This is a genomic window from Pseudomonas sp. G3-39, assembly GCF_054790485.1.
Genome location: NZ_CP186497.1, coordinates 2,791,758 through 2,804,272, shown reverse-complemented (window position 1 = coordinate 2,804,272; position 12,515 = coordinate 2,791,758). Strand labels below are relative to the sequence as shown.

Sequence of the window (12,515 nt, the reverse complement as noted above, 5' to 3'; positions counted from 1 at the left end):
CATGATTTCCTGGGTCGGCATCGATATCTCCAAATCCAATCTGGTCGTCTGGGTTCAACCACAGAAAGACGGCTTTGAAGTTCCCAATACCGTTGAAGGCTTTGATGTGCTGGTCGCGCGTTTAGGTCAGTACACGGTTGGCCGCGTGTTGCTGGAAGCCACAGGCGGCTATGAACGCAAGGTCATGGCGGCATTGCAGCAGGCAAGTTTCAGCGTGTTGAGGATCAATCCTCGCCGGGCCAGAGCCTTTGCCGTAGCAATGGGCAAGAACGCCAAAACCGATCCCATCGACGCGGCGGTTCTCGCCGATTTTGCCGAAGCGCTGCATGCGTCTCGCGAAAAGCCCATCTCGCCTGAGCGTGAAGCCCTGCGCGAGTTGATTCAATTACGCGAGCACTTCGTCCAGCAGCGCGACGACAACAAGCGTCGACTCCAGCAGGCCCAGTTGCCTGCGGTTGTAGAGGCGATCAAGGACCATATTCGCTACCTGCAAACCCAGATCAAGCAGCTCGGCAAAGCCATCGATCAAAGCATGCGTGAGCTGGATGCGGAAAAAGCCGATCGGCTTATCTCTGTCAAAGGCATCGGCACTGTGGCGACCGCCAGCTTGCTGGTTTATCTACCCGAACTCGGCGAGCTGGATCGCAGGGAGATCGCCGCACTGGCGGGAATCGCCCCCTACAACGACGACAGTGGAAATCACAGCGGGAAACGTCAGATTTACGGAGGGAGAGCGCGCGTCAGACGTGCGCTTTACATGTCGTGCTGGGTCGTTATCCGTTGCCAGGCCGACTTCAAGGCCCGTTATGAATCCTTAAGAGAACGGGGCAAGAGCGCGAAAGTCGCGCTCATCGCCTGTATGCGAATACTGCTGATCAGACTGAATGCCATGCTGCGAGACGGCACAGAGTGGCGGTGACGAACGGTGGTAGTAAGACAGTTGCTCCCACATTGATAGGCGGCGAGCAAGTGGCCAGGGCTCACGACCGTTCATCGCAAATACGTCCTTACCTGTAATTTCTGACAGTAGCCAGAGCCGTCATCTTCAGCGCTGAATAACTCCCTGCCCTTTGTCTCCCGACAGTTCGCACGGAGTTCCGACCATGCTCGTTCAGCCCAGGATGAAAATCTCTGCCCCCCATTCACTGCTGGACCCGATAGTGCTCGGGCGCCTCCTGCCTTCTGGCCAGTGGGGAATCAACCGGGCGGCGGTGTTCACTTTTCCCGACCTTGGCCTGCTGGTCGTGATCCCCGTCTGGGCCAACAAGGCTGTCGGCGACACCGTCAAGCTGCTGCTCAATGGCCGTGAGGTCGACGGGCGTCCCATCGTTGACGAGGCCGAGCTCAAGCAACCGACCCTCTTGTGGGTGGCTCCCCGTCATCTGCAGACCGCTTCTTACGAACTCACCTACGAAATCAAACAGCCCAATCAAAAAGAAGAGCGTCCGGACAAGCCCCTCAACCTCTTCGTCAAACTGGAACTCCCCGGTGGCCAGGACATCGACCCGGGCCCTGGTCACTCCAACCTGTACATGTACATTCCCCCGGAAATCGTCAACGGCGGGGTGGACAAAGACGTTGCCGAAGCGGGAGTGCCGATTGTCATCAGGTCCGCGTCCGGCAGCGGCTTGCCTTACCCTGACATCGCGAAGGACGACGTCATTCATCTCAGTTGGGGTGGCTTTTTTGAGTATTCCACACCGGTGACCCAGGCGCAGATCGACGATCCAGCGGCAAACCCGATATTGATCACGGTCTCCAAAGCCACCATTGAGCTCGTCGGTGACACCGACGACTCTGGTCTGGCGGTCACCTTCAAGGTGCGCGATATCGTCGGCAATGAGTCGGAAGACTGGTGCAAGGCAACCCGCATCGTCGTCACCACCGGCATCGACCGGCTGAGCGCGCCTATCGTTCAGGAGGCTGTCAACAATGAACTCGACGTCGATAAACAGGGCAACAACGATATTACGGTCGTAGTCACGGCCACCCGGCCAGGCTTCGAGCTTAATGACATCATTCACTTGACCATGCTCGGCACCACCGTGGATGGCGAAGAGGTCAGGGTCACCGCCCTGCCCCAGACCGTCGACAATATCCCGCATAACTACGCGTTCAAGCTGTCCATTGCCGACGTGCGCAAACTGGTCAATACCCAGGTCACTTTCTCTTATCAATTGGTACGCAACGGCAGCAGTCTTCCCCCCTCCAAAAGGCAGTTTGTACATTTCAAAGGCGCTGCCCACCGCCTGGCCGCACCGATCATCGAGGAAGCCGAGGGAGACTTCATCGATCCCACGACGACACCCATCAACGTCCGCATTCCGTTCGATCCGGCCATCGAGTACGGCATGGGCATTGAGCTGTTCCTGTTGGGTAAACGTCCGGACGGCAGCACCTTCCTGCCTGAGTTGAAGTGGCACATTCCGGAGGAGGATGAAGTCGAGAATCCCGAAGGTTTTGTCATCACCGTCGATGACTACAACCTCAAGCTCCTTGACGGCGGAACCCTGAAGGGGTGGTACGACCTGCTGATAGCCGAGGGCGACGAGATCCTCAGACGGGAATCGCTGCACACGAAATTGCTCAATGTGGGTGAACCGAAATTCGAGCTGGACGCACCCATTGTCCTCGGGGTGCAGAACGGCTTCCTCGACCCGGCCACATTGCCCGGCGGTACCAGTAAACTGACCATCCCCAGGCCTGTGGTGAAGCCATGGGTAGCCAACGACGTGGCCACCTGGAAGTGGGTGGGCGACATCTCCGGCGAGGAACCCGGATCCCGCACATTCAATGCCGTAACCGCCCAGCAAGACTGGGTCATCAACCTGGACGCCGCCTTCGTCGCCCAACACATCGAACCGAACCGCGGCAGCAAGATCACCGTCCGCTACCAGCTCTGGCGCCATGCCACCGATGAGACCAGCCTTTCGAACCCATTGGTGTTCACCGTGGGCGTCGCGCTGGAACTGCTGGCCCCCTCGATCAAGGAGAACAACGGCGACAGCGCACTCAACCCGCTGCTGGTCAGGGACACCTTGACCATCGTGGTGCCGGACAACAGCGCGTTGCTGCCAACTGATGAAATCATCGTCACCTGGACTGGCGCACAGGGTACGCCCGCAGGCGGTTCGCACACCTCTGTTCCTCGGCCGCTGGGCAGCAACCGGGAGTTTGCGATTCCGAATAGTGTGGTCGCGTTCAACCTGAACAAAGATGTGAAGGTGTCCTACGTCGTCATCCGCGACGACAAGCCGCTGCCGTCCCTCGTCTTTGATTTGACTGTGTTGAGCATGCCGCAGAATGAACTGCTCAAACCGATCATCAAGGACGCGGATAACAACGGCGAAGGCCCGGAGTTCAACGTAGGGAATCTGACCAGCAATGCCACCTATCGCATGGGCGTCTGGCCGTTGATTGCCACAGGCCAATATGTCTGGCTGCGTCTGAGAGGGACGAACGCGGATGGCAGCGACTACAACCTGCAGATTCATACGGCACCAGGCTCATACGTCACTGATCAATGGATCAATCAAGGTTATTACGAGCGAAGCATCGCCTTTGCAGGCTTGAGAAACCTTAAGGATGGCAGCCCGCTGACCATGGAGTTCAAAGCCGCGTTCGGCAAGAGCACGGATGAGAGCGAGGCGGTGGCCTTCTCCGTGCGTACCTACACGGTTGTGACCCGGGGAGATCTGGATCTGGAACAACCCACGATCAAGGAGAACAACGGCGACAGCGCACTCAACCCGCTGCTGGTCAGGGACACCTTGACCATCGTGGTGCCGGACAACAGCGCGTTGCTGCCAAACCATGCAATCAGCGTCACCTGGACTGGCGCTGACGGCACGCCGGCCGGCGGGTCGCACACCTCAGTGCCGCGTGCGGTAAGCGAAGGGCTTGAGTTTGCGATCCCCAACAGCGTGGTGGCGTTCAATCTGGGTAAGCAGGTAAAAGTCTCCTACGTCGTCATCATTGATGGTCATCCAACACCGTCCCGGGTATTTGACCTGACGGTGCAAGCAATGCCGCAGAGCGCGCTGGCCAGCCCCACCATCGAGCAGGCCGACAACGACGGCGCCGGCCCGGAACTGCATACCGGCAACCTGACCCAAGCTTCCGTACGCATGGGTGACTGGCCGCTGATCGCCCTCAACCAATACGTCTGGTTGCGCCTGCGCGGGATCAAAGCCGACGGCAGCGCCTACCTGCGCGAGATCTGGAGCGCACCGACGGCCTTCACCACCCCCGACTGGATTGCTGACCGGTTCTTCACTGCTCCGCTTCCAGCCGATGAGCTCAACGCTCTGCAGGATGGCAGCGGCCTGGCACTGGCGTTTAAAGCGGCGCTTGGTCAGAGCACGGTCGAGAGTGAGGCGGTGGAGTTTCCAGTGCGTACTTACACGATCAAAGCGTTTGAGGATGTGCGGCCAGAAATTACCCGTGTGGAAGACTCCAAAGGGGAAGAAATTCTCCCGGGCGCCACGACCGTTGACACTTCTATCAAGCTTAAAGGGAAAGGAGCTAAAGGTCAGAAAGTCCTGATCAAAGACGGCAACATCGAGATAGGCATTGCCGACGTCGATCCACAGAGTGGTGACTGGGAGTTCCCGGTGACGGGGCTGAGCGCCAACACCCATAGTTTCACCGCTACTGCGCGGTATGGTAATGAGGAGGTATCGCTTCCGCGGATCGTGGTCGTGACCGCTCCTACCGCGCCAACTATCACTCGGGTGGAAAACTCCAAAGGGGAAGAAATTCTCCCGGGCGCCACGACCGTTGACACTTCTATCAAGCTTAAAGGGAAAGGGGCTAAAGGTCAGAAAGTCCTGATCAAGGATGGCAATATCGAGATAGGCATTGCCGACATCGATCCACAGAGTGGTGACTGGGAGTTCCCGGTGACGGGGCTGAGCGCCGACACCCATAGTTTTACTGCCACTGCCCAGTACGGCAGTGGGGCTGTATCGGGGCCGCGAGTCGTGGTCGTGACCGCTCCTACCGCGCCAACTATCACTCGGGTGGAAAACTCCAAAGGGGAAGAAATTCTCCCGGGCGCCACGACCGTTGACACTTCTATCAAGCTTAAAGGGAAAGGGGCTAAAGGTCAGAAAGTCCTGATCAAGGATGGCAATATCGAGATAGGCATTGCCGACATCGATCCACAGAGTGGTGACTGGGAGTTCCCGGTGACGGGGCTGAGCGCCGACACCCATAGTTTCACCGCCACTGCCAAGTACGGCAGTGGGCAGGTGTCGAATCCGCCGAGGGTCGTGGTAGTGATTTCGGAGTTAATCTTGGATACTTCAACAGTTACATTAAATGGGAGAATTATTTCGCAGCAAGGCGTGGTACCTCAATTGACGCGTTGGGGGGGCTACATCCCCCCCAATACGAGAGTCGAACGTATAGCAACTGGAGGAAGACCTCCATATACATACACTTCCTCGGCACCACAAATTGCATCTGTTCTAGGCGGTAGTGTTGAAAGCGAAGGAAATGGTAGTGCGACAATCACCGTAACGGACTCTTCAAGCCCGCCTCAAAGAAAGTCTTTCATCGTTAATGCGTCGAATGTAATCCGACTCATCCAGTCTCCACAACCAATACTTGGCCCCGATTCAATACAGTGGGCTGCTAGCATAGGAGGAACTCCTATTGCCCCTGGATATGCTTCCGCGGTGGACGTTGATCTCTTTCTTTCCATGTTCTCGATGGGTTTCCATATTAGCTACCACGTGTGCGCCCCGTGCACCACAAGTTTCCCCCAGCCTGGAACTATGCAAGTGCTAGGCGACAATGCGCTCAGAGCGTTTTTGGACTGCTGGCCTAATGCACAACCGCAAAATAAATTTGCTTTATGCTTGAAAGTGGTTTAACGGCTGCTGATCTGGAGTAGCTTCATGTAAAAATATCAATGAATGATAAGGTTTTTACGGGGGTGATAGTGCTTGTCGAGGTATTTACTGTTTTGGAGGGCGTCGATGAACTGTATTTGATTTTTGAATAGTATTGCACTTGCTTTATCCTGAAGCTCAGTGCGCTAGGCAAATCTACTTCCCCCGATACCCTACGAGAGATACGTTTTCGTAGGGTGTTTTTTTGGAAAAGCCTGAGCGACATGCAGGTTGGCTTTGTGTCGGGATCTCTTGCCTTAAGAAACAGCTCGTTAGGTTATGCCGTAAAATTCAAGCTGTCGTTAGACTTTGCCAAATTTGAAGAAACGGCCAATCGATACCTTCCCAACTACCTGCTAAACCCCATCAATACCATTCTCCCAGAACTGGGTGGGCTGGCGTACCACCATAGATAAGGGTTGGATTTATTTAATGACAATCGCGAGCAAACTCACACCTACAAGGGATCTTTGCCGGTCACATAACCTGTGACCAACGCAGATCCACTGTAGGAGTGAGCCTGCTCGCGATGAGGCCATTACTGCTGTCGGCTATTCCTTGGGCACAACATTATCCAGCGCCTGATTCACCGCCAACTCCCCCAGCATCACTACCTGCGCAATGCCCAGCGCTGTATTGCGACTCGGCCCATCCAGCGTGCCGGCAAAGTCACCGAGCATCACCGTGGCCGAGGCCAGGGATTCGCAGGCGTTGGCCAGCAGGGATTCGGTGTCGGTTTGCGGGTTGACCAGGAACATGCTGCTGGGGGTGTACGGCGTTGCCATGATTTGCGCGGGTGCGAGGTAATGGTCGAGGGCGCGTTCGGCGGCTTCGTGGAGTTTTCTGGAGTTGAGGGATTCGTAGGGTGATACCGAGTCTGTGGCCGGCGGATTGGGTGGGGTTTCGGACATCAGCTGGAACTCCGATCAAGGTACTTTGGAAGAATGACTCCCTGTAGGAGCTGCCGAAGGTTCGGGCCGCGTTCGGACGATCTTTTGATGTTGCTTTTAAAAAACAAAATCAAAAGATCGCAGCCTTCGGCAGCTCCTACAGGGGGACCGGGCAGTTAGTTCGGCACGCGGCGGCCGTCCAGTACCCGGTTGACCATCAGTTCACTGAGCATGATCACCTGATGCAGCATCAGCATGGCCCGGCGCTGTGGGTGGTCGACGGTGTCGCCGATGTCGCGGGCCATGTCGCTGGCGGCGGCTAACGATTCGCAGGCTTCGACGAGCAAGGTTTCTTCGTCCACGGTGGGGTCGATGAGGAAGATTCTGTTCGCCTTGCATGACGAGGTTGAAGGGATCGAGATCTTCAGGGCGCCGGGGTTGAGGTAGAAGTTGATGGCGCGGTCGGTTGCCGCTTTTATCTTCTGCGGGTCGAGGGCCGGGTCGTACGGGATCGGGTCGATGTCTGGGGGGTTGGGTGTGGCTTTGAACATAAATATCTAATTCCTGATTGAGGGCCGCGACCGTTCTCTACTAAAAGAAGGGTGGCGGCTGTGCACAGGTTAGTAGACCGGAGGAATTAGCAAGACCGGCGCGCTCGAGAGCGCCCTGCGCACAACCACCATCGAAGTGCAGGCAATAGATACGCCTGGCTCAATGGGACTCATGCACTTACTAAAACCATACGGGCTACTAAACCCGACCACCGATGGGCAGTGGCAGGGAAACGATATAGCGCAGGGTATGGTCGTGTAAGCCGGCGGATTCTGGCGTACGCGTAGGTAACGGCGCAAGGCGTTGTAGCCGTTATGGCGTAACGATTCGTGTACTTTAAACGTGGTTGCGGGGGTGCGTTTATTGTGTGTGGAGAACCGGGATTGCTCCTGTAGTTTTGATGGTGCCTGGCAGGCCGCTTTCGCGAGCAGGCTCGCTCCCACAGTTGGAACGAGTGCATTCAGTTGGGAGGTTGGTCGGCTTGTGAGCCGTCATCGCTGGCAAGCCAGCTCCCACAGTTTGACCGAGTGCATTCAGTCAGAGATTGGTCGATCGGGAGGCCGCTTTCGCGAGCAGGCTCGCTCCCACAGGTTTCCTGACGGCTCTGGTGATTTGTATTACGGCCTGAGGCATCTGGAAGGAACTGCCCGCTTCCAGACCAGTCGCATGAACAGGAAGCCGTTTTTTCAGAGGAGTGAACGTGTCCAGCGATCCCAAGCGTCACGCCGTAGACGCACCCGTCATCCATCGCCTGCGCGTGTTGACGGTCAACACTCACAAGGGTTTTACCGCCCTCAACCGGCGCTTCATCCTGCCGGAACTGCGCGAAGCGGTGCGCAGCACCTCGGCTGATCTGGTGTTTCTGCAGGAGGTGGTGGGCGAACACGAGCGCCACTCCAATCGCTACCAGGAATGGCCGCAAACCTCGCAATACGAATTTCTCGCCGACAGCATGTGGAGCGATTTCGCCTACGGGCGCAACGCGGTGTACCCCGATGGCCACCATGGCAATGCCCTGCTGTCGAAATACCCGATCCGCGAATACCGCAACCTCGACGTGTCGATCACCGGCCCCGAGCGCAGAGGCCTGCTGCACTGCGTGCTGGACGTGCCGGGCCACGCCGAAGTCCACGCGATCTGCGTGCACCTGAGTCTGCTGGAAAGCCACCGCCAATTGCAGTTGCAGCTGCTTTGCCAGTTGCTCGAATCATTGCCCGACGATGCGCCGGTCATCATTGCCGGCGACTTCAATGACTGGCAGCTGCAGGGCAATGCCGCCCTCGCCCGCCGCGATTACCTGCACGAAGCGTTCGAACGCCACCACGGCCGCCCGGCCAAGACCTACCCCGCGCGTTTTCCACTGCTGCGCCTTGACCGCATCTACCTGCGCAATGCCAGCAGTCACGACCCGCAGATCCTCGGCAACAAGCCGTGGACGCACTTGTCGGATCATTTGCCGCTGGCAGTGGAAGTGCATTTGTAAGCACAGACAATGACTTGGATATGTGCAGAAAAACAAACGCTTGCAGCGCCTGATTTAGCTGTACCGCTCATCGTGCAGTTTCTTGACGCATGGGCATCACTCTTCTTATCTCTACCTTACTACCCCCGGAATCACTAACCGGGGCGACCCTTCCGGCACTCGCGAAATCGAGCGCCGCGGTTCGCCCCGCTCCATTCGGTCGCCCCTCGTTCGGGGTAGGAGAGACGCCAGAAAAGAGATCCCGCATGCGCTTGCAAGGTAGACCTCCATGAAAAGCTCATTCACCCCACAAGAGATCAAAGTGACGTTTTGCACAGTATCGAGTTCGATTCTGCTGTGCTCATCCATGGAGGCGCAGGCCGGACCTGCGGCGGATGAAACCACTCCCTGGTATCACCAGGACATGCCCGGTCTGACCCTGCCGGCGACCGTTGTCACCCCCGAGCCACAACGCCTGAGTCCACGTCCCGATTTGCGCGGCACCGACCTGATCACCGAAGATCTGGCGCCAGCAGCCTGGGACCGGTTGTACGGACAAAGCGCCCGGCAAGCGCAAACCGACGTACTTTCGCCAGGTTTTGCCACGCCCGGCAACGGCGACTTCAAAGGCCCGCCCGTGCTCACCGTGCAAAGCGCCAGCGGTCACACCCAGACGCTCGGCCTGATTGGCGGATACAACCAGATCCAGGCCAACAGCGCCGGCCTGATCAACAGCCGCGCCCTCGCCGATCCGACCACCGACACCCTGAACCTGCAAGGCCAGAGCCTCGGTGCTTATTACCGACTGACTGGCGCGCAGGGCTGGCATGTCGACCTGTCGGCCAGCGGTGGCCGGGTCAGCGGTTTCAGTCGCAACGAACAAGGCGCGCGCCAGGCCACCGAAGGCAGTGCGATGACCTTCTCGGTCGAAGGTGGGTATCCGATCGGCCTGGGCGGCAACTGGGTGGTTGAACCCCAGGCGCAATTGATCAATCAGCGCATCACCCTCGACACGCCGTACGCGGGTTCCGGCAATGCTTCCTCAACGGATCTGTCGGCGTGGAGCGGCCGCGTCGGCGCCCGCCTCAAAGGCAGTTACGATGTGAACGGTCTGCCGGTGGAACCCTACGTGCGTACCAACCTCTGGCATACGGTGTATACCGGCAACACGGTGACTCTCGATCAGGTCGACAAGATCAGCAGCAGTCGCAAGTCATCAACGGTCGAGTTGGGATTGGGGTTGGTGGCGCGAGTGACGCCGGCGGTCAGCCTGTATGTCAGCGCCGATTACAGCAGCGACGTGGATGACAATGACTTGAACGGGTTGATTGGCAGCCTGGGGGTGCGGATGCGTTGGTGATTTCGGCTTGAGGGGCGATGGCCTCTGAGCTGAAGCCATCGCGAGCAGGCTCACTCCTACAGGGAGACGCATTCCAAATGTAGGAGTGAGCCTGCTCGCGATGACAGCGACGCGGTTGCGGATCAACCCTCCGGCTTGAGAATCAACACCGCCAGCGGTGGCAGATTCAGCTCCAGCGACAACGACTGGCCATGGCTCGGCACCTCTTCGGTAAATGCCCCGCCGCCATTGCCATAGTTGGACCCGGCGTAAGTGTCGGCATCACTGTTGAGCAACTCCGCCCAGCGCCCGGCAAACGGCACGCCGACCCGGTACGACTGACGCGGCACCGGAGTAAAGTTGGCCACCACCAGCACCGGTTTTCCGTCCTTGCTCCAGCGCAGCCACGCGTACACGCTGTTGATCGCGTCATCGCCGATCAACCACTGGAAACCCTGCGGCGCATCATCCTGGTCGTGCAGCGCCGGCTCCTCGCGGTACAAACGGTTGAGGTCGCCGACCAGTTTCTGCACGCCTTTGTGTTCCGAGTATTGCAGCAGGTACCAGTCCAGTTGCTGATCGTGATTCCACTCGCGCCACTGGCCGAATTCGCAGCCCATGAACAACAGCTTCTTGCCCGGATGGGTCCACATGAAGCTCAGATAGGCGCGCAGGTTGGCGAATTTCTGCCAGCGGTCGCCGGGCATCTTGTCGATCAGCGAGTGCTTGCCGTGCACCACTTCATCGTGGGAGATCGGCAGGATGAAGCGCTCGGACCAGGCGTAGACCAGACCGAAACTCAATTCGTTGTGATGGTGCGCGCGGTACACCGGATCCTGCTGGATGTAGTGCAGCGAGTCGTGCATCCAGCCCATGTTCCATTTGTAGGCGAAACCGAGACCACCCTGCTGGGTGCTCTGGCTGACGCCCGGCCATGCGGTGGATTCCTCGGCGATCACCAGCGCCCCCGGGGCCTCCAGCTCGACCACGTCATTCAAGTGCCGGAGGAAATCGATCGCCTCGAGATTCTCGCGCCCGCCGTGACGGTTCGGTACCCATTCGCCGGCCTTGCGCGAATAGTCGCGATAAAGCATCGAGGCCACCGCATCAACGCGCAGACCGTCGATGTGGAAATGCTTCAACCAGTGCAACGCCGACGCCAGCATGTAGCCGTGAACTTCGGTACGCCCGAGGTTGTAGATCAGCGTGTCCCAATCTTGGTGAAAGCCTTCCAGCGGGTTGCCATATTCATACAACGCCGTGCCGTCGAACTGCGCCAGACCGTGAGTATCTGTGGGGAAATGCGCCGGCACCCAATCGAGGATCACGCCGATATCGGCGCGGTGACAGGCGTCGACGAACTCGCCGAACTGCTCCGGCGTGCCGTAACGGGCGCTCGGGGCGAATTGCGAGAGCAACTGATAACCCCATGAGCCGCCAAACGGGTGCTCCATGATCGGCATCAGTTCGATGTGGGTGAAACCCAGTTCCTTGACGTAAGGAATCAGTCGTTCGGCCAGCTCGGGCCAGGTGTACTGGCGAGCGACTTCGCCCAGATCGTCCAGTTCGCACTGCCACGAGCCGGCATGCAATTCGTAGATCGACAGCGGCGCTGAATGCTTCTGCCGTTCACGTCGGCCGTTCATCCAGTCCTGATCCTGCCAGTTGATCTGCAGCGGCGCGGCGACTTTCGACGCGGTGTCCGGCGGCAGACTGGTGGCCAAGGCCATCGGGTCGGCCTTCAGCGGCAGGATGCCGTGAGCGCCGAGGATCTCGTATTTGTACAACTCCCCTGCTTGCAGGCGCGGAATGAACAACTCCCAGACCCCGGACGGATGGCGCAGGCGCATCGGATGGCGGCGACCGTCCCACACGTTGAAATCACCGACCACCGACACTCGGCGAGCATTCGGCGCCCACACGGCAAAACGCACACCGTCGACGCCATCGACCGTGGTCAGTTGCGCGCCGAGGCAACTGCTGAGGTCGCGATGATTGCCTTCGGCGAACAGATACAAATCCATTTCGCCGAGCAACTGGCCAAAGCTGTAGGGATCTTCCGCGACCTGTTCGCCGCCGGCCCAACGAGTACGCAGCAGATACGGCCGCGCCTGATCGAAGTGACCGACAAACAATCCCGGCGTTTCGGTGGCTTGCAGTTCGCCGCGTTCTTCACCGCTGTCCTTGTCCAGCACTTCGACTTTCAATGCACCCGGCAGATAAGCGCGGATGAACTGCCCATCGGCACCATCACCGTGCGGGCCGAGAATGGAAAACGGGTCGTGGTGTTCAGCGCGCACCAGGGCGTCGATGTCCCGCGCCGCCGGCAATAACGCTTCTTTAGCGTGACCCTGTTCCTTGTTCGAGAAACTCAT

Annotated in this window: 7 protein-coding genes; 4 read left to right on the top strand and 3 right to left on the bottom strand. The window is 58.4% G+C overall.

Annotation, left to right across the window (positions count from 1 at the left end; translation table 11 throughout):
- The first annotated feature begins 1 nt into the window (after window position 1).
- Complete coding sequence (locus ACOYXG_RS12400) at window positions 2–919, top strand: IS110 family RNA-guided transposase (protein ID WP_460352749.1); 918 nt, start codon at window positions 2–4, stop codon at window positions 917–919.
- A 184-nt stretch (window positions 920–1,103) separates the two neighbouring features.
- The gene (locus ACOYXG_RS12395) at window positions 1,104–5,879 is read left to right on the top strand and encodes a hypothetical protein (protein ID WP_460358067.1); all 4,776 of its coding nucleotides are present in this window, start codon (window positions 1,104–1,106) and stop codon (window positions 5,877–5,879) included.
- A gap of 569 nt (window positions 5,880–6,448) precedes the next feature.
- On the opposite strand, the gene ACOYXG_RS12390 is transcribed toward ACOYXG_RS12395, so the two are convergent.
- Both ACOYXG_RS12390 and ACOYXG_RS12385 read right to left on the bottom strand, forming a co-directional pair.
- Window positions 6,449–6,808 carry a DUF6124 family protein gene (locus ACOYXG_RS12390; RefSeq protein WP_460358065.1) on the bottom strand — a complete coding sequence of 120 codons (360 nt, stop codon included), beginning with the start codon at window positions 6,806–6,808 and terminating at the stop codon, window positions 6,449–6,451.
- 155 nt (window positions 6,809–6,963) lie between these two features.
- Window positions 6,964–7,338 carry a DUF6124 family protein gene (locus tag ACOYXG_RS12385; protein WP_460358062.1) on the bottom strand — a complete coding sequence of 125 codons (375 nt, stop codon included), beginning with the start codon at window positions 7,336–7,338 and terminating at the stop codon, window positions 6,964–6,966.
- Window positions 7,339–8,039: 701 nt separating this feature from the next.
- Here ACOYXG_RS12385 and ACOYXG_RS12380 point away from each other — a divergent pair.
- Together ACOYXG_RS12380 and ACOYXG_RS12375 are read left to right on the top strand one after the other, a co-directional pair.
- On the top strand, window positions 8,040–8,822 hold the full coding sequence (locus tag ACOYXG_RS12380) for an endonuclease/exonuclease/phosphatase family protein (RefSeq protein ID WP_027613718.1): 783 nt from the start codon (window positions 8,040–8,042) through the stop codon (window positions 8,820–8,822).
- Between the two features lie 268 nt (window positions 8,823–9,090).
- Complete coding sequence (locus ACOYXG_RS12375) at window positions 9,091–10,161, top strand: autotransporter domain-containing protein (RefSeq protein ID WP_460358059.1); 1,071 nt, start codon at window positions 9,091–9,093, stop codon at window positions 10,159–10,161.
- Window positions 10,162–10,283: 122 nt separating this feature from the next.
- On the opposite strand, the gene glgB is transcribed toward ACOYXG_RS12375, so the two are convergent.
- Complete coding sequence (gene glgB, locus ACOYXG_RS12370) at window positions 10,284–12,515, bottom strand: 1,4-alpha-glucan branching protein GlgB (RefSeq protein ID WP_460358057.1); 2,232 nt, start codon at window positions 12,513–12,515, stop codon at window positions 10,284–10,286.

What these genes read in the sequence shown, in the direction of transcription:
- ACOYXG_RS12400 (WP_460352749.1), top strand. Translation starts at nt 2, where the DNA reads ATGATTTCCTGGGTCGGCATCGATATCTCCAAATCCAATCTGGTCGTC.
- ACOYXG_RS12395 (WP_460358067.1), top strand. Translation starts at nt 1,104, where the DNA reads ATGCTCGTTCAGCCCAGGATGAAAATCTCTGCCCCCCATTCACTGCTG.
- ACOYXG_RS12390 (WP_460358065.1), bottom strand. Translation starts at nt 6,808, where the DNA reads ATGTCCGAAACCCCACCCAATCCGCCGGCCACAGACTCGGTATCACCC.
- ACOYXG_RS12385 (WP_460358062.1), bottom strand. Translation starts at nt 7,338, where the DNA reads ATGTTCAAAGCCACACCCAACCCCCCAGACATCGACCCGATCCCGTAC.
- ACOYXG_RS12375 (WP_460358059.1), top strand. Translation starts at nt 9,091, where the DNA reads ATGAAAAGCTCATTCACCCCACAAGAGATCAAAGTGACGTTTTGCACA.
- glgB (WP_460358057.1), bottom strand. Translation starts at nt 12,515, where the DNA reads ATGAGTTTCTCGAACAAGGAACAGGGTCACGCTAAAGAAGCGTTATTG.